This window comes from Azospirillum sp. A29, assembly GCF_042604625.1.
Classification (GTDB): Bacteria; Pseudomonadota; Alphaproteobacteria; order Azospirillales; family Azospirillaceae; genus Azospirillum; species Azospirillum palustre.
The window spans coordinates 146,330-165,376 of sequence record NZ_CP170466.1; the positions used below are offsets into that span (position 1 = coordinate 146,330).

At 67.7% G+C, this 19,047-nt stretch carries 22 protein-coding genes and 1 pseudogene; 14 read left to right on the top strand and 9 right to left on the bottom strand.

The window, feature by feature from the left end:
- Positions 1–33: 33 nt before the first annotated feature.
- The gene (locus tag ABNQ38_RS15530; RefSeq protein ID WP_246307229.1) at positions 34–498 is read left to right on the top strand and encodes a group III truncated hemoglobin; all 465 of its coding nucleotides are present in this window, start codon (positions 34–36) and stop codon (positions 496–498) included.
- 143 nt (positions 499–641) lie between these two features.
- Here ABNQ38_RS15530 and ABNQ38_RS15535 read toward each other — a convergent pair whose 3' ends face one another.
- The gene (locus ABNQ38_RS15535; RefSeq protein WP_012974357.1) at positions 642–842 is read right to left on the bottom strand and encodes a YdcH family protein; all 201 of its coding nucleotides are present in this window, start codon (positions 840–842) and stop codon (positions 642–644) included.
- 273 nt (positions 843–1,115) lie between these two features.
- Between ABNQ38_RS15535 and ABNQ38_RS15540 the strand changes: the two genes are divergently transcribed.
- Both ABNQ38_RS15540 and ABNQ38_RS15545 read left to right on the top strand, forming a co-directional pair.
- Positions 1,116–2,210 carry an ATP-dependent 6-phosphofructokinase gene (locus tag ABNQ38_RS15540; protein ID WP_109096817.1) on the top strand — a complete coding sequence of 365 codons (1,095 nt, stop codon included), beginning with the start codon at positions 1,116–1,118 and terminating at the stop codon, positions 2,208–2,210.
- 17 nt (positions 2,211–2,227) lie between these two features.
- A complete protein-coding gene (locus ABNQ38_RS15545; RefSeq protein ID WP_377809193.1) occupies positions 2,228–2,686 on the top strand; it encodes a TIGR02444 family protein in 459 nt (152 codons plus the stop codon).
- Position 2,687: 1 nt separating this feature from the next.
- On the opposite strand, the gene ABNQ38_RS15550 is transcribed toward ABNQ38_RS15545, so the two are convergent.
- Positions 2,688–3,101: a hypothetical protein gene (locus tag ABNQ38_RS15550; RefSeq protein ID WP_377809194.1), complete on the bottom strand. Its 414-nt coding sequence runs from the start codon at positions 3,099–3,101 to the stop codon at positions 2,688–2,690.
- 195 nt (positions 3,102–3,296) lie between these two features.
- Here ABNQ38_RS15550 and ABNQ38_RS15555 point away from each other — a divergent pair, with 195 nt between their 5' ends.
- Complete coding sequence (locus ABNQ38_RS15555) at positions 3,297–5,072, top strand: hypothetical protein (RefSeq protein WP_377809195.1); 1,776 nt, start codon at positions 3,297–3,299, stop codon at positions 5,070–5,072.
- Here the strand turns inward: ABNQ38_RS15555 and ABNQ38_RS15560 are convergent.
- From ABNQ38_RS15560 to ABNQ38_RS15580, 5 genes are all read right to left on the bottom strand, one after another.
- Positions 5,048–5,308, bottom strand: a complete 261-nt coding sequence (locus ABNQ38_RS15560) for a hypothetical protein (protein ID WP_377809196.1) — start codon at positions 5,306–5,308, stop codon at positions 5,048–5,050. The two genes, ABNQ38_RS15555 and ABNQ38_RS15560, sit on opposite strands and share 25 nt — an antisense overlap.
- A 131-nt stretch (positions 5,309–5,439) precedes the next feature.
- On the bottom strand, positions 5,440–6,120 hold the full coding sequence (locus ABNQ38_RS15565) for a carbonic anhydrase (RefSeq protein ID WP_109452532.1): 681 nt from the start codon (positions 6,118–6,120) through the stop codon (positions 5,440–5,442).
- A gap of 119 nt (positions 6,121–6,239) precedes the next feature.
- A complete protein-coding gene (locus ABNQ38_RS15570) occupies positions 6,240–6,833 on the bottom strand; it encodes a UbiX family flavin prenyltransferase (protein WP_377809197.1) in 594 nt (197 codons plus the stop codon).
- Positions 6,834–6,897: 64 nt separating this feature from the next.
- Positions 6,898–7,512, bottom strand: a complete 615-nt coding sequence (locus tag ABNQ38_RS15575; protein WP_109442700.1) for a DUF1013 domain-containing protein — start codon at positions 7,510–7,512, stop codon at positions 6,898–6,900.
- Positions 7,513–7,797: 285 nt separating this feature from the next.
- Positions 7,798–8,814 (bottom strand): NAD(P)H-quinone oxidoreductase, encoded by a 1,017-nt coding sequence (locus ABNQ38_RS15580; RefSeq protein ID WP_377809198.1) that lies wholly within the window; start codon positions 8,812–8,814, stop codon positions 7,798–7,800.
- 121 nt (positions 8,815–8,935) lie between these two features.
- Between ABNQ38_RS15580 and ABNQ38_RS15585 the strand changes: the two genes are divergently transcribed.
- Positions 8,936–9,133 carry a DUF1192 family protein gene (locus ABNQ38_RS15585; RefSeq protein WP_377809199.1) on the top strand — a complete coding sequence of 66 codons (198 nt, stop codon included), beginning with the start codon at positions 8,936–8,938 and terminating at the stop codon, positions 9,131–9,133.
- Between the two features lie 66 nt (positions 9,134–9,199).
- On the opposite strand, the gene ABNQ38_RS15590 is transcribed toward ABNQ38_RS15585, so the two are convergent.
- Together ABNQ38_RS15590 and ABNQ38_RS15595 are read right to left on the bottom strand one after the other, a co-directional pair.
- On the bottom strand, positions 9,200–10,012 hold the full coding sequence (locus tag ABNQ38_RS15590) for a DUF2189 domain-containing protein (RefSeq protein ID WP_377809200.1): 813 nt from the start codon (positions 10,010–10,012) through the stop codon (positions 9,200–9,202).
- A gap of 177 nt (positions 10,013–10,189) precedes the next feature.
- Positions 10,190–10,372, bottom strand: a complete 183-nt coding sequence (locus ABNQ38_RS15595; RefSeq protein ID WP_109048374.1) for a DUF4169 family protein — start codon at positions 10,370–10,372, stop codon at positions 10,190–10,192.
- Between the two features lie 276 nt (positions 10,373–10,648).
- On the opposite strand from ABNQ38_RS15595, the gene ABNQ38_RS15600 reads away from it, so the two are divergent.
- From ABNQ38_RS15600 to ABNQ38_RS15640, 9 genes and pseudogenes are all read left to right on the top strand, one after another.
- Positions 10,649–13,915, top strand: a complete 3,267-nt coding sequence (locus ABNQ38_RS15600; RefSeq protein ID WP_377809201.1) for an AsmA family protein — start codon at positions 10,649–10,651, stop codon at positions 13,913–13,915.
- Between the two features lie 115 nt (positions 13,916–14,030).
- Positions 14,031–14,408: an accessory factor UbiK family protein gene (locus ABNQ38_RS15605; RefSeq protein ID WP_377809202.1), complete on the top strand. Its 378-nt coding sequence runs from the start codon at positions 14,031–14,033 to the stop codon at positions 14,406–14,408.
- 224 nt (positions 14,409–14,632) lie between these two features.
- Entirely contained in the window at positions 14,633–15,136 is a 504-nt protein-coding gene (locus tag ABNQ38_RS15610; RefSeq protein ID WP_109048371.1) for a YbjN domain-containing protein, read from the top strand.
- A gap of 55 nt (positions 15,137–15,191) precedes the next feature.
- On the top strand, positions 15,192–16,016 hold the full coding sequence (gene proC, locus ABNQ38_RS15615) for a pyrroline-5-carboxylate reductase (RefSeq protein ID WP_377809203.1): 825 nt from the start codon (positions 15,192–15,194) through the stop codon (positions 16,014–16,016).
- A gap of 171 nt (positions 16,017–16,187) precedes the next feature.
- On the top strand, positions 16,188–17,048 hold the full coding sequence (locus ABNQ38_RS15620) for a hypothetical protein (RefSeq protein WP_377809204.1): 861 nt from the start codon (positions 16,188–16,190) through the stop codon (positions 17,046–17,048).
- Positions 17,049–17,234: 186 nt separating this feature from the next.
- A pseudogene (locus ABNQ38_RS15625) lies at positions 17,235–17,351 on the top strand (calcium-binding protein); the annotation flags it as partial.
- Positions 17,352–17,354: 3 nt separating this feature from the next.
- Positions 17,355–17,501: a hypothetical protein gene (locus ABNQ38_RS15630; protein ID WP_377810133.1), complete on the top strand. Its 147-nt coding sequence runs from the start codon at positions 17,355–17,357 to the stop codon at positions 17,499–17,501.
- A 264-nt stretch (positions 17,502–17,765) separates the two neighbouring features.
- Complete coding sequence (locus ABNQ38_RS15635; RefSeq protein ID WP_377809205.1) at positions 17,766–18,248, top strand: YbaK/EbsC family protein; 483 nt, start codon at positions 17,766–17,768, stop codon at positions 18,246–18,248.
- A 78-nt stretch (positions 18,249–18,326) separates the two neighbouring features.
- The gene (locus tag ABNQ38_RS15640) at positions 18,327–19,025 is read left to right on the top strand and encodes a TetR/AcrR family transcriptional regulator (protein ID WP_377809206.1); all 699 of its coding nucleotides are present in this window, start codon (positions 18,327–18,329) and stop codon (positions 19,023–19,025) included.
- The last annotated feature ends 22 nt before the right edge of the window (positions 19,026–19,047 follow it).

Sequence of the window (19,047 nt, forward strand, 5' to 3'; positions counted from 1 at the left end):
GACCCTGCTCAATTCACTTGGCGGACCCATCGCATGACCGACTCCGTTTCCGGCGAAGACCTCGGCGACACCCAGCGCAAGGAACACCGCGACATCCGCGCCGCCATGGCGGAGGAACGGATGGCCGCCGTCGGCATCGACGAGGCGTCGATCGAGACGCTGGTGCGGACCTTCTACGGCAAGATCATGAAGGACGAGGAGCTTGGTCCGATCTTCGGCCGCGCCATCACCGATTGGGAGCCGCATCTGCGCAAGATGATGGATTTCTGGTCGTCCATCGCCCTGCTGACCCAGCGCTACGACGGGCGTCCGATGCCAGTCCACATCTCGCTGGGGCTGGAGCCGCCGCATTTCGAACGCTGGCTCGGCCTGTTCCGCCAGACCGCCCACGAGGTCCTGCCGGCAGAAGGCGCCAACTTCCTGATCGGCAAGGCCGAGAACATCGCCCGCAGCTTTCAGATGGGCATCCAGTTCTTCACGGTGCCGAAAAAGGGGTGACGCGTCAGTTCCCGGCCAGCCCGTCATTCAAGCCGACCGTCATTCCCGCGAAGGCGGGAATCCAGCCTCTCGAAACGCTTGACCCGGAGTTCTGGATCCCCGCCTTCGCGGGGATGACGGCCTAACGCGCGTTGCGTGTCCCGTTAAGCGATGATGTCCGGCAGCAGCCGGCTCTCCAGGACCATGATCTGGTCCTTCAGCATCAGCTTGCGCTTCTTCAGCCGCTGCATCTGCAACTGGTCATAAGGCGCGCGTTCGGCCAGCCTGGCGATGACATCGTCCAGGTCGCGGTGCTCGCTGCGCAAGCTCGCCAGCTTTTCCTTCAAAATCTCTTGCTCGTTCATCGCGCCCGTTAGGAATGGCCGTTGCCCCGGGTGGGACGGGGGTGCTCTTGCGGGTGACCCTTGGCTGGGCGGGCCGGACTATACCAGATTTCCGACGGCACGGCACCGGCAAACCACCGGCTCGGCCCTTTGGCATGCCTGTCGTCGCGCCAGAGAGAATGTGGCCGGCGGAATGCCCCCTTTGCGGATGCGGGCAACGATTGCGGGAAAGTTCTGTTCCGGTAACATGGTGGTCCATTTCAACGAACAGGCGAACGGGACGGGAAACCCTCAATGACTGCCCCTAATAAAGCCGGCAAGCGCATCGGCATCCTGACCAGCGGCGGCGATTGCGCCGGGCTGAACGCGGTCATCCGTGCGGTGGTCCACCGCGCCACCGGCTATGGCTGGCAGGTGCTGGGCATCAAGGAAGGCACCCAGGGCCTTCTCCAGCGCCCGGTGCAGTACCAGACGCTCGATCTCGGCTCCGTCGACGGCCACATGATGCGCCAGGGCGGTACCATCCTGGGCACGACCAACCGCGGCGACCCCTTCGCCTATCCGATGCCCGACGGCACGCTGAAGGACCGCTCCGACGAGATCATCGGCGGCTACCGCGAACTCGGGCTGGACGCGCTGATCGGCATCGGCGGCGATGGCAGCTTCGCCATCCTGCACAAGCTGGCACAGAAGGGCGGCTTCCCAATGGTGGGCGTGCCCAAGACCATCGACAACGACCTGGGCAAGACCGAGGTATCGGTCGGCTACGACACCGCCGTCGCCGTGGCGGTCGAGGCGCTGGACCGCCTGCAACCGACCGCCGCCAGCCACCACCGCGTGATGGTGCTGGAGGTGATGGGCCGCGACGCCGGCCACATCGCGCTGGCGGCCGGCATCGCCGGCGGGGCCGACGTGATCCTGATCCCGGAGATCCCCTATTCCATCGAAAGCATCGCCGCCAAAATCCAGAGCGTCCGCGACTCCGGCCGCAACTTCGCCCTGGTCGTGGTGTCGGAGGCGGTGAAGACGCTGGAAGGCACCGGGGTCAAGAAGATCCTTCAGGGCGGCGAGAAGCGCTATGGCGGCATCGGCGACTATATCGGCGAGAAGATCGCCGACGCCACCGGAGCCGAAACCCGCGTCACCGTGCTTGGCCATGTCCAGCGTGGCAGCATGCCCAGCCCGCGCGACCGCCTGATCGCCTCGGCCTTCGGCGTCCATGCCGTCGACCTGATCGCGGAGGGCAAGTTCAACCGCATGGTCGCCTGGTCGAACCGCGGCGTCATCGACGTACCGATCACCGAGGCGATCGAGCATTACTCCTGCGTCGAGCTGGACGGCGCGCTGGTGAAGACGGCCCGCGGCCTGAACATCAGCTTCGGCGACTGATCCAGGCGATGGGCGAAATGCCGGCGAATCCCTTCTGGGACTTCTCCCTGGCCGTCTATGGGCGGCCGGGAGTGCCGGCCTGCTGCCTGTCCCTTCAGGACCGGTGCGGGGTCGACGTGAATGTGCTGCTGTTCGCCGCCTGGGCCGGCCTGGAATGCGGCATCCGCCTGTCGGCCGATGAACTGACCCGTATCGACGGGGCGGTCGCCGGCTGGCGGGAGGAGGTTGTGCGTCCGTTGCGCGCTCTGCGCCGCCGTGCCAAGGCGGAGGACGACGCCTTCTATCGCCGCATGAAGGCCGCGGAACTGGAGGCCGAGCGGGTCCAGCAGGACCGCCTGTTCGCCGCGGCGGGCTTCACCCCGCAGCCGGGCGGCGGCGTGGAACTCGCCGCCGCCAACATGGTGCTGCTGGTGCCCGGCGGCGACCCGGCTTTGGAGGAGTTGGTAAGGGTGCTGCCGGACGTGCTGGGGAACTGACCTACCGGTTCAGGATCAGCTCGTTCGGATCGCGCACGGTGTTGGACACCAGCACCGGCTTGCCGGCATAGAAGGCGCTGCACCGCTTGCCGCTGACCAGACGGGTCAGCGCCGCCTCCCACTCGCGCCCCTTCGGGCCGATGATGCGCAGCTTCAGTTGGTCGACCAGCGGGACGACCTTGAAAGCCTCGATCTCGATCGGTTCGGCGCTGGTGGTGGTGAAGACATCCTGCTTCAGCGTCAGCGTCTTGCCGTTGATCTCCAGCGTCACGTCCTGGGACCACGGGCAGCCGTTCGGCTTGGCGCCTTCATTGGCTTGTACGGCGGCGGTCCCGAAACAGACGGTCAGGGCGGCGGCGAGAATAACCCGGCGAAGGCCGGAGTGGCAGAGTGCCCGGATTGGGCGGGTGGTCATGATCCGCTCCTCGAAGAACGGCGCGGACAATAACGATGCGTCAGCGTCATGACAATCCAGGGAAAATCCCAATTCTGTGACCGTTTGCGACGATTTCAGGCACAGGCCCGGCTGGACCGGACGGGTTTCGAAGAGGCATGATCCCGTTCCTGGCAGCAAGCCCGTTACTCCCTCCATCACTTCACAAGAGTCCCGATGGTTACTTTGTCGCAGGCTCTGCTGATCGCGCTGGACCACCATCAGGCGGGCCGTGTGGCAGAGGCGGAGGACATCTACCGCCGAATCCTCGGTGCCGACCACGAATATGCCGACGCCATGCAGCTTCTGGGGGTGCTCGCCGCCCAGACCGGCCGGCAGGCGGAGGCGCATCGGTGCCTGCGCCTTGCGGTGGCGTTGCGTCCCGACGGGGCCGGCGGGCTGTCGAACCTCGCCGGTGTCGAGCAGTCCGCCGGCGCCCTCGACGACGCCGTGCGGCACTATGGCCGGGCGCTGCGCCTGATGCCGGACCTCGCCGATGCCCATGCCAGTCGCGCCGGTGCGTTGCGCAGGCTGGGGCAGGTGCCGGCCGCGCTGACGGCCGCCGGCCATGCGCTGGCCCTGGCGCCCGACCATGCCGACGCGCTGGCGAACCGGGCCGCCGCCCTGCTGTCCTGCGGCGATGCGCGGTCGGCCGAACGCTGCGCCCGTCGCTCGCTGAGTCTGAATGTCCGGTCCGCTGTTGCTTATGCGACCCTTGCCGCGGCCCTGGCAGCCCAACGCCGCTGGGCGGAAGCCGAGTCCGCCGCCCGTGACTCGCTGGCCCTCGACCGCAATGCCGCCGAGCCGTGGGAGGTGCTGGGCGCCGTCCTGGCCAAGCTCGCCCGCTTCCCGGACTCGCTGGACGCCTTCGCCATGGCGGAGCGCCTGCGACCCGGCCCGTCGGTCCATGCGGCGCGGGGCATCGCCCTGATCGCCATGGCCCGCCCGGCGGAGGCTGCCGTCGCGTTTGAACACGCACTGGCCGACCGGCCGCAGGATGTCGGTCTGCACTGGAATCTCGGCTTCGCCCGGTTGATGGTCGGCGATTACCGGCGCGGCTGGCCCGAGTTCGACTGGCGCCGCCGCGACAGCCATGCCGATCCGCCCTGGCGGCCGTTCCCTCAACCGCAATGGCAGGGCGAGCCGCTGAACGGTCGCACCATCCTGCTTTATGCCGAACAGGGGCTGGGCGACACATTGCAGTTCCTGCGTTATGTCCCGCTGGTGGCGGCCCATGGCGGCCGGGTGGTGCTGGAGGTGCAGCGGCCCCTGCTGCCCCTGACGGCCGGGCTTGAGGGGGCGGCACAGGTCATCGCCCGTGGCGATCCGCTGCCGCCCTTCGATCTCGAATGTCCGCTGATGAGCCTGCCGCACGCCTTTGCCACCGGCCTCGACAGCGTGCCCTCCGATATCCCCTATCTGCGCCCCGACCCGGTACGGGTCACCCGCTGGGGGAAGCGGCTGGGGCGGCAGGACGCGCTGCGTGTCGGCGTCGTCTGGGCCGGCAACCCGCGGTTTCTCGGCGACGAGGAGCGCTCGCCCAGGCTCGCCGGTCTGCGTGGCCTGTTCGATGTGCCGGGCTGCCGGTTCTATGGATTGCAGATGGGGCCTGGACGTGCCGGCCTCGCCGAGAGCGTCCTGCCGGAGAGCTTCACCGATCTGGGGTCCGCCATCTCGGACTTCGCCGACACCGCGGCGATCATGGCGAACCTGGACCTGGTTGTGTCGTCCTGCACCGGGCCGGCCCATCTCGCCGGCGCGCTGGGCGTGCCGCTTTGGGTGGCGCTGCCCTTCTCGGCGGACTGGCGCTGGCTGACCGGCCGTGACGACAGCCCCTGGTATCCGACCGCCCGCCTGTTCCGGCAGCCGGCGCCCGGCGACTGGCCTGCGGTCGCCGGGCGCATGGCCGCGGAACTGGCGGCGCTGGCTCAGCGCTTCAGGCCGTTGCCGTAGCGGGAGCAGTCGTAATCGTCGGTCCCGGACTCGGCATGGCCGCCGTTTGAGGTGTTGTAGCGCGGGTCGTCGCAGCGGCCGTTGCGGGCGTAGGAGTCGGAATCTCCCGACCCGAACAGCCCGCCGCCGCTGTTGCCGAACAGCCCGCCGCCACCGCTGTTGCTGCTGGTCTGGTTGCAGGCGGCGAGCGCCAGCGGTACGGCGGCGACGATCACAAAGCGGAGCGCGGTCTTCATGGCAGTCCCTTTCCCTTGTGAGGATTGCGAAGGAGAGTTCTTCCTTCGCCCTCAACAGGGCAGGGGGCCGGCAAATCCCGTGCCGGCGCTCGGGTTAACGCTTCCTGGCCTGAAACGGCTCGCCGAGCCGCTCACTCGACCGGCTGGAACAGTCGGGTGACGGGATGGATCGCCCACATCTCGCCCGACTCGATGTCGAACCACCAGCCATGGATGTTCAGCGTGCCGGCCTCCACCCCTTCGCGCACGAAGGGGAAGGTCATCAGGTTCTCGACCGACGCGCGGACCGCGGCGCGTTCGATCACCGCCGGGGTGTTCTGCAGCTTCTCCGCATCGGCGCGCGCCTGTTCGGAGCCTTCCGGTCCGACATAGGGGTCGAGCGCGGAACCGGCGATGGACACCCAGGGGGAGACGAAATCGTCCTCCGCCTTCTGCCCGGCGCGCAGCCGGATCAGGCCCTGGATGCCGCCGCACTTGGCATGGCCCAGCACGATGATCTCCGACACCTTCAGTGCCTTGACCGCATATTCGATGGCGGCCGAGGTGCCGTGATAGGCGCCGTCGGGCTGGTAGGGCGGGACGAGGTTGGCGACGTTGCGCACGACGAACATCTCGCCGGGTTCCGCCATCGTCAGCAGCGCCGGGTCGACGCGGCTGTCGGAGCAGCCGATCAGAAGGACTTCCGGGTGCTGCCCTTCGGTCGCCAGCTGCCGCATGCTGTCGGGGCGTCGCTCGTAATAGCGGGCGCGGAATGCCTTGATGCCGGCAAGAAGCTGGCGGATGGGCTCGGACGGTTTGCTGCTGAAGGGCATGATGGGCTTTTCCCCTTTGCCGGCCGGCGGCGATGCCGGTTCCGCGTCGTGGTGCATCGACAGCGGTATAATGGCATTGCGCCCGCGCTCCAAGCCACCTGTTAGGCGACCGTCGCGGGTCAGGTGTCTCCCTGACGTTCGCCCCAGCGCCGCAGGTTTCCGGCGTCCAGCCCGAACAGGTCCAGCACCCGGCCAACGGAATGGTCGACCAGATCGTCGATGCCCTGCGGTTTGGCGTAGAAGGCCGGGACCGGCGGCGCGATCACCGCCCCCATTTCGGCCAGCGCGGTCATGGTGCGCAGGTGACCCAGATGCAGCGGCGTCTCCCGCACCATCAAAACCAGCCGGCGCCGTTCCTTCAGCGCCACGTCCGCCGCCCGCGTCAGCAGGGTGGAGGTGACGCCGCTGGCAATCTCGCTCATCGTCCGGACGGAGCAGGGGGCGACCACCATGCCGAGCGTGCGGAAGCTGCCGCTGGACACGGCCGCGCCGATGTCGGCGGCGGCATAGCTGACATCGGCCAGCGCCCGCAGTTCGGCCACCTTCATGGCGGTTTCATGCGCCAGAGTGACCTCGGCCGACCGGCTGACCACCAGATGCGATTCGACGCCGATCCGCCGTAGCGTCTGCAGCACGCGGATGCCGTAGATCACTCCCGACGCGCCGCTGATGCCGACGACGAGGCGGGGCGGAGGGATGGTGGGGTCGGTCATGGCCGGCTTCTAAGCTCTCATCAAGCGGTATTCCCCCTCCCGCTCGGGGAGAGGGATACCCCCCTCAGTGCGCGTCTTCCTGTTCGGAATAGCGGTCGTCCTCGCGGCCTTCGCCGTAGAAGTCTTCGGCGGCATCCTCCGGGGCACGCGGCACGCCGCCGCGGCGGATCGCCAGCGCCAGCGCCTCTTCCAGCTCGCGCTGGGAACAGAGGCCCAGCATCACCGGGCTGCGCGGCTTGATGTTGGCGACGTTCCAGTGGGTGCGGTCGCGCACCGCGGCGATGGTCGGCTTGGTGGTGCCGATCAGGCGGCAGACCTGGGCGTCCGACAGCTCCGGATGGTGCTTTAGCAGCCAGGCGATGGCGTCGGGCTTGTCGCCGCGCTTGGTGATCGGGGTGTAGCGCGGACCCTTGGAGCGGGAGGCGACCTGCGGCAGGTCGGCGACCAGAAGCTTCAGGCGCAGGTCCTGATTCTTCTCGCAGCGCTCGATCTCCTGCTTGGTCAGCTGGCCGTTGGCGATGGGGTCCAGCCCCACCATGCCGACCGCGACCTCGCCGTCGGCGATGGCCTGGACTTCCAGCGAATGCATGCCGCAGAAGGCGGCGATCTGCTCGAAGGACAAGGACGTGTTCTCGACCAGCCAGACGGCTGTCGCTTTCGGCATCAAGGGCAGAGCCATCATCCCTCCTGACAAACTTCTTTACCGGCCGCACCCGCTGGCGGGTGGTGCGGCCGGCCGTTCAAACTGGTTATGCGGCGCGGGGACGGCTTTGCGACCCGGCTTCGCGACTCCGGGGGCAGCCGCCCCATTCTCGTCACCACGATATAGGGCGAATACCGGTCCGCGTAAGCATGCTTGCGCAGGCGCACCGGGAAATCCCGGCCGCCCGCTCGCCTCTGCTAACCTGTCTTGGCAGCGGATGGCAAGCCCGACGGCGCCGCAGCGGCGAAGAAAAGCGCAAAATCAGGCTGCGTCCGGCCCCACCGTCAGCACGATCTTGCCGATATGCGCGCTGCTTTCCATCAGCCGGTGCGCCTCGTCCGCCTGTTCCAGCGGGAAGGTGGCGTGGATTTGCGGCTTGATGCCGCCGGTCTCCAGCAGCGGCCAGACATGCTCACGCAAGGCCGCGGCGATGCGGCCCTTCTCCGCAACCGGGCGGGCGCGCAGCGTCGATCCGGTCAGTGTCAGCCGCTTGGTCATCACCGGAGCCATGTTCAGCGACACCTTCGCCCCCTGCAGGAAGGCGATGGAGACGTGACGGCCGTCCACCGCCATGATGTCGATGTCGCGGGCGATGTAGTCGCCACCGACCATGTCCAGCACCACATCGACGCCGCGACCGCCGGTCGCCTCGCGGATGACCGCGACGAAATCCTCGGTCTTGTAGTTGATGGCGCGGTTGGCACCCAACTCCTCGCAGGCGCGGCACTTGTCGTCGCTGCCGGCGGTGCTGAACACCGTCGCGCCGAAGGCCTTGGCCAGTTGGATGGCGGTGGTGCCGATGCCGCTCGATCCGCCATGGATCAGCAGGGTCTCGCCGCGCTTCAGGGCGCCGCGCTCGAACACGTTGGTCCAGACGGTGAAGAAGGTTTCCGGCACCGCCGCCGCCTCGACCATCGACAGCGGGCCCGGCACGGGCAGGGCCTGCACCGCCGGCACCACGCAATATTCGGCATAGCCGCCACCGGCCACCAGGGCGCAGACCCTGTCGCCGCTGGCCCAGCTCTCCACACCTTCGCCGATGGCGATCACCGTGCCGGACAGCTCAAGCCCCGGCAGGTCGGATGCGCCCGGCGGCGGGTCGTAGCGGCCCTGGCGTTGCAGCGTGTCGGGACGATTCACGCCGGCGGCGGCGACTTCCACCAGGATTTCGCCGGGGCCGGGAACCGGGGCGGGGCGGCGGGCGGGGCGCAGCATCTCCGGCCCGCCGGGCTGGGTGATCTCGACGCAGCGCATGCTGTCGGGCAAGCTTAGACCCATGTCGGTCGTCCCTTCCGTTTTTGTCTGTTTGGCAATGTCCGGCCCGAAAGGTAGATTTGCCCAACCGGCCTGACAAGCCGGACAAGGGGCTGAAAACACGGCAGGGGGGAGGAACCCGATCATGGCCATCGACGAGCGTTTCGAGGATTTGGAGCCGCGCAAGGCCAAGCCGGCACCCAAGGACCTGACCGTGATGGGCGTGGCCGAGATCGAGGCCTACATCGCCACGCTGGAAGCGGAAATCGTCCGCGCCCGCGCCGCCATCGCCGCCAAGCAGGCGCAGAAATCGGCGGCCGAGGCCTTCTTCAAGAAGGGATGAAAAAAGCCCCTCTCCCGCCGGGGGAGAGGGGCTTTGTCCGCTTATGGGGTGGGCTGCTGCCCTATCTCACCGCCCGATGCCGACCAGATCGCGGTAGCAATGCCAGGAGGCATGCCCGACGACCGGCAGGGCGATGGCCAGCCCGAGGAAGCCGGTGACCATCCCGGCGCTCATGAACAGGGCGATCAGGAAGCCCCAGGCGACCATGGGTTTGACGTTGGCGCGCACCACCGCGATGCTGGTCGCCATGGCGGTGAAGACATCGGTCTCACGGTCCAGCAGCATCGGCACCGACACCACGGCGATGGAGAACACCGCCGTCGCGATGATCCCGCCGAACACCGTCCCGGTCAGCAGGAAGGGAATGGTCTCCGCCGAGAAGAAGATGCGGTCGACCAGCTGGTCCAACGCCGGCGGTTCGCCGGAGAAGAACAGGGCGAAGATCAGGAAGGCGACGCGGATCCAGGCCAGCAGCGCCAGCATCAGCACCATGCCGATCCCGGCGATCTGCACCCCGTTGCGGCGATAGGCTGCGACCACCTTGGCCAGCGTCGGCCGTTCGCCCAGCTCCAGCAGGCGGCTGGTCTCATAGAGCCCGACGGCGAACAGCGGCCCGACAAGCATGAAGCCGGCCGCCATCGGCAGCAGCAGATATTCCATGTCCAGCGTCGCCAGCCCGACCACCAGCACTAGGCTGGAGATCACCGCCAGCGCGCCGTAGGCGAAGCTGATGCCTGGGGCGGCCATCATGTCCTGCCAGGCCGACGCCAGCCAGACCCAGGGCCGGTCCATCTCGACCGAGCGGATTGCCGGCAGCCAGCTGGGGGTTTGCGTCTGAGGCGTCTGCACCGAACCGCGAAAAGACGTCATGTCGACCATGAAGACGGCCCTCCCCATCAGCCTAGGAAAGCGCCGGCCGGCGCCCATGACCGGCACTGTCACACAACCGCCCCGATAGTCGCAATAGGGAACTATCGGCATACCCAATAGTAACAAAAAAGCAGAGGTTATTCCCACCCCGCAGCTTGGTCTTTGCCGTGCTTTCGGCTTATACGGTCAGTCCTCCCCGTCCAGCTTATGCCCATCCAAAGTCTGAGTGCGCCGCTCGGCATCCTTGCGGTCGCGCTCCTTCTCCGCCTTGGTGCGGCCGAATCGGGCCCGATTCGCCTCCGCTTCCCTGGTGCGCTCCGCCTTGTCGCGGGTCTTGCGGAAACGGTTGAGGTTGACCACGTCGCCCATGGCACGGTCTCCGGTGGCTGTTTTCAGGGGGTTCTGTGCCGCACGGCCGATTCCGGCGGGCGGCAGGACGAAAAAACTTTGCGAAAAATCCGGGCGGATCCCGACTTGGCCGTGGGATTGCCCAAATTGCTTGTTTCTTCTGCGGGCGCTAGCTTACCGAAGGATGGCGCGCACCGGAAGCGGACGGTGCGATGGGTGGGGGAACTGGTCTTTGTGTAGACGTGGCAAAGGGGCGCGGCCGACGACAGGGCCGGTCGCAGGGAAGGCGGAAACCCGGTGAAGAAGATCCTGATCGCTGCACTGGCCGGACTGGCGGTTTCGGCCGGTCTGCTGCTGGCGGCGCCGAGCCTCATCGACTGGAACGCCTACAAGGGCATCATCGCCGAGCGGGTGTCGCAGGTGACCGGCCGGCAGGTGGAGTTGCGGGGCGACGTCGGCTTCACCCTGCTGCCGTCGCCGGCGCTGACGGTGCGCGACGCCCGGCTCGCCAACGCCGCCGGCGCCGCCGAACCCGACATGGTGCGCCTGAAGAAGCTCGACGCCCGGGTGGCGCTCGGCCCGCTGCTGGGCGGTCGCATCCAGGTCGAAAGCATCGCGCTGGTCGAACCCACCTTCGTGGTCGAGGTGCTGAAGGACGGCCGCATCAACTGGGACCTGTCCACCGCCGGTACCCGCGGCGGCGACGGGCTGGGGGCGGCCGAGGGTCTGGTTTCCGCCGTCAGCTTCGATCAGGTGCTGATCGACAACGGCACGATCATCTACCGCGACGACCGCAACGGCCGGACCGAGACGGTGGCGGGCCTCAGCGCCCGCATCGCCGCCGGCAGCCTGAACGGCCCTTTCCAGATCCAGGGCGACTTCCGCCTGCGCGGCCTGTCCTTGCATGCCGAGGCGACCGCCGGCCGCTTCACCGAAGGGGCGGCGGTGCCGGTGCGCGCAACCCTGTCGATGCCGCACACCGACGCCACCCTGCGCTTCGCCGGCATCCTGACCGGCGGCGGCAACAGCGGGAACGGGTCGAAGGTCCAGGGCGATCTGCGCGCCGAGGGCAGCGATTTCGCCAAGCTGATCGACTCCCCGAAATCCTCCTGGGCCCCGGCGGCACTGGCCCAGCCCTTCAGCCTGCGCTCGACGGTAGAGGCGGGGACCAGCCTCGCCACCTTCTCCGGGCTGGAAGCGCAGCTGGGCGACACGCGTGCCACCGGCAATGCCACGCTCCGCGCCGGCGATCCCGCCAAGCGCGAGGAGCCGCGCACCGAACTGACCCTCGCCGTCAACCGTCTCGACCTCGATGCCTGGCTGGCCCAGGGTGCGCGCAACGGCGGCAACATCGCGTCCGCCCCATCCGCCGCGTCCGGCACCACGGACGCTTCCGGCGGCGGCAAGGCGCAATCCCTGTCCCTCGTGCTGCCGGCCGGGGTGGAGGCCAAGCTGGATGTCGCCGTCGACGCCATCGCCTACAACCGCGGCGTGGTGCGGCAGGGCCGGATCGAGGCCAGCCTCTCCGGCGGCCGGCTGAACATCGACCGGATCAGCGCGCTTCTGCCCGGCGGCTCCGACTTCGTCGCGGCGGGGGAGGTGACGACGCCGGGCGGCCAGCCGACGCTGGACGTGCGGATGGAGGCGAACGCCGACAATTTGCGCGCCCTGCTGGACTGGGCGAAGCTCGACCTGCGCGGCGTCCCGGCCGACCGGCTGCGCCGAGCCTCGCTGTCGGGCCGTCTCCAGGGCCATGCCGACCGCTTCGAGCTGTCGGGCCTCGATTTCCGCTTCGACAGCAGCCGCCTCAGCGGCGCCATCGCCTATGTCGACCGCGGCCGACCCGCCTTCGGCGCCCGGCTGGAACTTGACCGCCTCAATCTGGACGGCTACCTGCCGGCCGATCCCACGACCGCCCAGGCGCCTTCCCAGGGGCCCTCCCAGACCGCTGCGCAGCCGGCCAACCGCGCCGTCGGCCCGCGCAATGGGACCGCCAACGGCTCCACCGGTTCCGCCCAGACACCGCAGCGCATGATCGGCATTGCCGACGCCAACCTCGATCTGCGGGTCGGGCAGCTGACGGTGGGCGGGCTGCCGGTGCAGGGGCTGCGCCTCGACGCCACGGTCGCCTCCGGTGCGCTGACGGTGCGCGAGGCCAAGGTGGACGACATCGCCGGCCTCCAGGCCCGCATCGACGGTCAGGTCGCCAGCCTGATCCCGCTGCGCGGCGTGAATCTCGCCCTGACGGCCGATGCCAAGTCGCTGGGCGGCCTGCCCAGTGCGGTGTCCTGGCCGCGCGGCCTGCCGGTGCCGGAGCGGCTGGGTGCCGTCAGCGCCAAGGCGCGGCTGGCCGGCGATGGCGAGCGGCTGGCGGTGGAGGCCTCGGCCGGCATGCTCGGCGGCACGCTGGAGGCCGGCGGCGTTCTGCTCGGGCTGGACCGCACGCCCAGCGCCGACCTCAAGCTGCGCCTCACCCATCCGGAGATGGGGCGGATCGCCGCCCTGTTCACCGACACCGGCTTGGCCCGCGCCTACGGCCCGCTCGATCTCTATGGCGAGCTGTCGGGTTCGGCGGCGTCTCCTGCCCTGAACAACCTCCAGGGGCTGGTCGCCGGCGTGCCCCTGCGCGGCAAGCTGGTGCTGGACCGCAAGGCTGAACGCCCCGCCTTCCAGGCCGACATCCAGACCGGCGACCTCGACCTCGACCGGCTGCGCAACGCCCCGCTGGTCGGCGACGGCGCCGGTCGTCCTGCCTCCGCCGCTGGCGATCCCGCCGCAACGCCGGCCGACCCGCTGTCCGACCTCGCCTGGATGCAGTCGCTGGACGGCCGCCTCGGCCTGACCTCCACCTCCCTGACAGTGGGCGGGCAGCGCATCGCCCAGCCGGCGCTGCGGGCGACCCTGTCCAAGGGCGTCGCAACACTGGAGCAGCTGGACGGCGAGTGGCAGGGCGGCCAGATCGGCCTCAGCGGCCGTCTCGCCACGGCGGCCGGGCAGGCGCCGAAGCTCGACGCCGATCTCACCGTCATCAAGGCCGACACGGGCAATGCGCTGTCCGGCCTCACCGGGCTCGGCCTCAGCGGCGGCACAGTCGATCTCGACGTGACCCTGTCGGGCAGCGGCCATGGCGATGCGCTGCTCCGCAGCCTGACCGGCCGCGGCCGGGCGGTGGCGTCGGGCGGCGTGCTGCGCGGTGTCGACCTCGCGGCATTGCGCAGCCGCCTTGCCGGGGTGGAGCGCACGCAGGAGGTGCTGACCGCGGTCGCCGGCGCGCTCCAGGGCGGAGAGACGAAGCTCGACCGGCTCGACGCCCGCTTCGCCATCGACAACGGGGTGATCCGCACCGAGGATGCTCGCCTGACCACCGCGCCGGCCGACGGCACGCTGGCCGGCACCGTCTCGCTGGCCGAGGAGGAGGTGGATTTGGGTTTGACCCTGAAGGTGAAGACGGACGGCGACCTGCCGCCACTGACCTTGCGCATGACCGGCCCCTGGGCCGGCCCGACCCAGACCCTGGACCTGAAGGCGCTGCGCGACCGCTTCAACGCGGTCCCCGCGAAATGACGGCCGGCCCAAATAATGCCCCGGCGAAATTGACGGCCTGCCCACACGGCCAAGGGCGTTGAAGTCGCCGCGCGCGGCGTCCATAATGAACGAACGGTAACCGGAAGTCAGAGCGATGCAGGTGGACAACAGGATTTTGGACGATCTCGCCCGTGTGGCGGGTGGCGCTCTCGGCGCCTTCTCGTCCTTGCGCGAAGAGGCCGAAGGCCAGCTTCGTGCCCAGCTCGAACGTGTTCTGTCGCGGATGGACGTGGTCAGCCGCGAGGAATACGAGGCTGTCCGCGCCATGGCCGCCAAGGCCCGCGAGGAGCAGGAAGTGATGGCCGAGCGGCTGGCCGCCCTTGAGGCGACCGTCGCATCGCTGAGCGCCGCGAAGGCGCCGCTGCCGGTTCCGGTCGAGGCCGCCGGTGTCCCCGCCGTGGTCGAGGCCGATCCGGCGGACGCCAAGCCGGAAGAGGGCAAGCCTGGCAGCAAGGCCACCCCGGCCGCCTGAGCGTCGGCGCCGCCGCCCACACACCCGACGCCCCCTCCCGTCGTCCCTTGTCCGCGCCGCTTCCCGCGGCCGGATGGGTGTGCGTCGGCGCCAGTCTCGCTCTCGATTCAGCCCGTTTTTTCATCATCTTGGGGTATTGGCCCGGACCGCGTGCTGTCGCCGGCGCGTCTCTTCGGTCCTGGTGAACGGTACCGCCCATAGCGCCTTCACAGGAGGACGCGGACATGTCGGCAGTCGCCGTCGAGACCACCACTTCCGCCCACAATCCGCTCGACGTGGTCGAGGAGATCGTCACTGCCAACGAATGGCCCTTCGACCGCGCCACCGAGGACGAGCTGGTCGTCGAGATCGGCGGGCGCTGGTGCGATTACCGGCTCTATTTCGTCTGGCAGCCGGACGTCGCCGCGATGCAGTTCTCCTGCCAGTTCGACATGAAGGTCCAGGCCGCCCGCCGCACCGCCGTCGCCGAACTGCTGGCCGAGGTCAACGGCCGCATGTGGCTGGGCCATTTCGACGTTTGCTCGGAAGAGCATACGCCGATGTTCCGCCAGACCATGCTGCTGCGCGGGGCGCGTGGCGCCGCGGTGGAGCAGCTTGAGGATCTGGTGGAGATCGCCCTGTCGGAATGCGAGCGCTTCTATCCCGCCTTCCAGTTCGTGATCTGGGGCGGGAAGTCGGCGTCCGAGGCGGTGTCCGCCGCCATTCTCGACACCATGGGCGAAGCGTAACAAGACAAGAGGCCTGGGCGGGAAAGCCCCGGCGAACCGGAGAGGGGCAGGGGTCATGACGGCGGAATCGGGTGCGTCGCTGCTGTTGGTCGGATGCGGGAAGATGGGCGGGGCGATGCTGGACGGCTGGCTTGCCGCCGGGACGGCGTCGCGCGTCGTGGTGGTCGACCGCGCCGGCCTGCCGCAATCGGTGGCGGGCGACTCCCGCGTCACCCTGGCATCCGGCGCCGACGCCCTGCCGGATGGCTTCGTTCCCAACGTGGTCGTCCTGGCAGTGAAGCCGCAGGTGATGGAGGAGGCGCTGCCGTCCTACCGTGCCCTGGTCGGCCCCAACACTGTCTTCCTGTCGATCGCCGCCGGCAAGACCATCGCCTATTTCGAACGGCTGCTGGGAGAGGGGACGGTCGTGGTCCGCTCCATGCCCAACACGCCGGCCGCCATCGGCCGGGGCATGACCGTCGCCGTCGCCAATTCGCGTGTCAGCGCTGACCAGCGCGACCTGTCCGATCGCCTGCTGCGCGCCGTCGGCGATGTCGCCTGGGTGGAGGACGAAGGGCTGCTGGATCCCGTCACCGCCGTGTCGGGCAGCGGCCCGGCCTATGTCTTCTTCCTGGTCGAGGCGATGGCGAAGGCCGGCGAGGCCGCCGGACTGCCGGCCGATCTGGCGATGCGGCTGGCCCGCGCCACCGTGTCGGGGGCCGGTGCACTGCTCGACGCCTCGCCTCAGCAGGAGGCCGCCGATCTGCGCAAGGCGGTGACCAGCCCGAACGGCACAACCCAGGCCGCGCTCGAGGTGCTGATGGCGCCGGAGGGCTTGCAGCCGGTAATGACCTCTGCCATCGCCGCCGCCACCCGGCGGTCGCGCGAACTGGCCGGTTGAATGGATAGATCGAAGCCGCGAAAGAATGTGCATCTTTGAAGAGAGTTTCTGATTGCCGGAAGTGACGAAAAGGTGCATTCTGAACACGCTTTAGGGGCATTTAGGGCTGGGGACTGACGTGCCAAGTTGCGGGGGCCGGACCGGGCGGCTCACCCTGCGAAGGAGCGCGTCATGAAGGTGACATCAGATCCGGCGATGGCCGGAAACATCCGGCCGTCAAGCACAGTTCAGGCAAATCCTCAAAAACCCGCTGTGGCGCCGGCGAATGCCGGGCCTGCGGGGGGAGCCTCAGGGGTGGTCGTCGATCTCAGATCCGCCATCCAGAATCTCAAGCCGGGAATGTCCTATTCCATCGGCGAGGGGTACACCCCTTCGGATATTTCCACGCCCGGCAACGACAAGATAAGGAATGTCGGCGTCGCGAACTTCATGAACGCTTTTTCCGACTACTCCAACAAGTTGTCGGACTATTGGGGAAAGGTTTCAGACTTCACCAAGAAGGCCCTCAACACGTCGGACGACGAGGTGGCCGTTCTTGGCGGGGCTGCCAACGACATCATTCGTAAATCGCTGGCTGCGGCTGGGGTGGTGCGTCCCGATATGTCAGCGATTTTGAAAGAGGGCGGCGCTGAAGATCCCTACGATCCGTCGTCACTGGCCAATGCGAGACTTGGCGAGGTCTCCGTGAGCCGGCAGGATGTTGGAAGCGGTTCCTCCACCTTGTTGTCATCCGTCAGTTTCGATCGCACGGCCGATATTCCGGATGACCAGATGAGCATTGTTGATCTCGATTCCGGCGATGCGACGGCCAATGGCTTGCTTGCATCCATTTTGTCGGGATCCTTGAGTTCGGCGTTGTCGTCGCCCGACCAGTCCGGGAAGTCGGGGATGCACCGGTATGCCGTTACCAATGGCAAATCCGGAGCCGACGCGGTTGTTGGTGCAGTTCTTTTCACGCGCAGCAACGATGACGCCGATGTTCAAAAGGCCGCCGGCCTCTACACGGCCCTCAAGTCCCTCCAGCGCAATTAGATCTAAACTCGGTTGAGGGATGCGGATCGCATCGCTCGCAACATGCGAGTCGATGATCGCTGTTCCATGGTCAAATTTTCAATAAAATCCATAAGATAAGGAGATGATGCCGACCTATAATGGAAATCAGAACTCGGAAACCTTTGGGCCAATCAATGTCGCCTTACTGTCAATGCAGGTGGTGGAGACGATATAGTTTTCGGATCGCCGTACAACGACGTTCTCAATGGCGATGACGGTAACGACAGTATGAAGGGAGGGCAGGGGAACGACTCGCTTGCTGGAGGGGCAGGCAACGACCTTCTCATTGGGGATCAGCCCACCGAATCTGGCATAGATTGGCTGTTCGGAAATCAGGGCGACGACACCTTAATTGGGGGCAACTACAGTGATAATTACGTATATGATTTTAGTCAGAACGATGGGTCCGACACCATTTTCAATTTCTCATGATCTGACGATACTCTTTACCTAAATGGAATAAACATTTCGGATGTCAGGTTTTCACACGGTTCCGGTGCCTATTCGAACGACCTGATCATTTATTCCTCGAGCGACTATCAGGCGGGCGGTATCCTTAGCGGAGCAGTTACCGTTGCCAACTTCTACGGAGCAGCAAATGGAGATCCCCAAGGAGTTGTCGAAAATCTCGGCGTCGGCGGCAGCCTGTACCGCATCGGTTGATCCTTCGCGCCAGGGCGGCAAGGGGTGGTGCCGGTGACGGTGCTCAGCCCTTCCGCCGCCCGCGTCCAGGCCCTGCTCGACGGCATCGGCCTCGGCCATCGCGTGGTCGAGCATGAAGGCAGCACCCGCACGTCGGAGGATGCCGCCAATGCCATCGGCTGCGAGGTGGCGCAGATCGCCAAATCGCTGATTTTCCGCACGAAGGAGACCGGTCGCCCGGTTCTGGTCGTCGCCAGCGGCGCCAACCGGGTGGACGAGAAGGCGGTCGGCCGGCTGATCGGCGAGAAGATCGAGCGTGCCGATCCGGAGTTTGTCCGCGAGTCGACCGGCTTCGCCATCGGTGGTATTCCGCCCATCGGCCATGCCGTGCCGCCGCTGGTGCTGATCGACGGCGATCTGCTGCGGCTGGAAACGATCTGGGCCGCCGCCGGCACGCCCAATGCCGTTTTCCGCCTGACCCCCGCCGATCTGGTCAGTATGACCGGCGGCCGGGTGGAAGCTGTCCGCAAGGCATGATTGAACGGTTGGACGGGTGACGTTCGCCCATCCACACACCACCTTATAAGGCAATCCCTGTCGCCTGGAGGTGGTGCCATGTCCGACATGTCGTCCGACAAGCCTGAAGACAACAGCTTCCGCTCCGATCCAACAGTCGATCTGGCGGATTCCGATGCGCTCGACCGCTCTGTTGCGGCGGCGGCGATGGGGCTGGCGGCCGAGAAGGGCTGGCGGCGCGTCGGCCTGCTGGAGATCGCGCATACCGCCGGCATCCCGCTGTCTCGCTTCCATCATCGCTATCGCGGGCGCGCCGACGTGCTGGCGGCGGTATCGCGCGTCGCCGACGCCACCGTTCTGGCCGGTGATGCTCCCGTCGATCCGACCGAATCGGCCCGCGACCGCCTGTTCGATGTGATGATGCGCCGCTTCGACGCGCTTCGTCCGTACCGTGAGGGGTTGCGGTCCGTCGTGCGCGACCTGCCGGCCGATCCGGCGGCGGCACTTGCCTTCACCTGCACCTTCGGCCGCTCCATGGCCTGGATGCTGCGCGCGGCGGGGATCGATCCCGACCGGCGCGGCGGGGCGGCACTCGTGGCCGGCCTCGGCACCGTCCATGCCCGCGTCATGCGGGTGTTCCTCGATGACGACACCGCCGACCTGTCGCGCACCATGGCGGCGCTGGACAACGCCCTGCGCGGGGCGGAGCGCTGGGGCGCGACCTTCTGCCGCTGGACCCGGCCGCGCGGGCCGCTCGGCAAGCAATCGGGAACAGAGTCCATGGCATCAGGCATTTAGCAACGGCCCGACGAGCCGGGGC

Excerpts from the sequence above, each read along its gene's own strand:
- ABNQ38_RS15585 (WP_377809199.1), top strand. The coding sequence starts at position 8,936 with ATGGCCATCGACGAGCGTTTCGAGGATTTGGAGCCGCGCAAGGCCAAG.
- ABNQ38_RS15550 (WP_377809194.1), bottom strand. The coding sequence starts at position 3,101 with ATGACCACCCGCCCAATCCGGGCACTCTGCCACTCCGGCCTTCGCCGG.
- ABNQ38_RS15545 (WP_377809193.1), top strand. The coding sequence starts at position 2,228 with ATGCCGGCGAATCCCTTCTGGGACTTCTCCCTGGCCGTCTATGGGCGG.
- ABNQ38_RS15575 (WP_109442700.1), bottom strand. The coding sequence starts at position 7,512 with ATGGCTCTGCCCTTGATGCCGAAAGCGACAGCCGTCTGGCTGGTCGAG.
- ABNQ38_RS15530 (WP_246307229.1), top strand. The coding sequence starts at position 34 with ATGACCGACTCCGTTTCCGGCGAAGACCTCGGCGACACCCAGCGCAAG.
- ABNQ38_RS15555 (WP_377809195.1), top strand. The coding sequence starts at position 3,297 with ATGGTTACTTTGTCGCAGGCTCTGCTGATCGCGCTGGACCACCATCAG.
- ABNQ38_RS15540 (WP_109096817.1), top strand. The coding sequence starts at position 1,116 with ATGACTGCCCCTAATAAAGCCGGCAAGCGCATCGGCATCCTGACCAGC.
- ABNQ38_RS15640 (WP_377809206.1), top strand. The coding sequence starts at position 18,327 with ATGTCCGACATGTCGTCCGACAAGCCTGAAGACAACAGCTTCCGCTCC.
- ABNQ38_RS15560 (WP_377809196.1), bottom strand. The coding sequence starts at position 5,308 with ATGAAGACCGCGCTCCGCTTTGTGATCGTCGCCGCCGTACCGCTGGCG.
- ABNQ38_RS15570 (WP_377809197.1), bottom strand. The coding sequence starts at position 6,833 with ATGACCGACCCCACCATCCCTCCGCCCCGCCTCGTCGTCGGCATCAGC.
- ABNQ38_RS15590 (WP_377809200.1), bottom strand. The coding sequence starts at position 10,012 with ATGGTCGACATGACGTCTTTTCGCGGTTCGGTGCAGACGCCTCAGACG.
- ABNQ38_RS15580 (WP_377809198.1), bottom strand. The coding sequence starts at position 8,814 with ATGGGTCTAAGCTTGCCCGACAGCATGCGCTGCGTCGAGATCACCCAG.
- ABNQ38_RS15565 (WP_109452532.1), bottom strand. The coding sequence starts at position 6,120 with ATGCCCTTCAGCAGCAAACCGTCCGAGCCCATCCGCCAGCTTCTTGCC.
- ABNQ38_RS15620 (WP_377809204.1), top strand. The coding sequence starts at position 16,188 with ATGAAGGTGACATCAGATCCGGCGATGGCCGGAAACATCCGGCCGTCA.
- ABNQ38_RS15605 (WP_377809202.1), top strand. The coding sequence starts at position 14,031 with ATGCAGGTGGACAACAGGATTTTGGACGATCTCGCCCGTGTGGCGGGT.
- ABNQ38_RS15535 (WP_012974357.1), bottom strand. The coding sequence starts at position 842 with ATGAACGAGCAAGAGATTTTGAAGGAAAAGCTGGCGAGCTTGCGCAGC.
- proC (WP_377809203.1), top strand. The coding sequence starts at position 15,192 with ATGACGGCGGAATCGGGTGCGTCGCTGCTGTTGGTCGGATGCGGGAAG.
- ABNQ38_RS15595 (WP_109048374.1), bottom strand. The coding sequence starts at position 10,372 with ATGGGCGACGTGGTCAACCTCAACCGTTTCCGCAAGACCCGCGACAAG.
- ABNQ38_RS15610 (WP_109048371.1), top strand. The coding sequence starts at position 14,633 with ATGTCGGCAGTCGCCGTCGAGACCACCACTTCCGCCCACAATCCGCTC.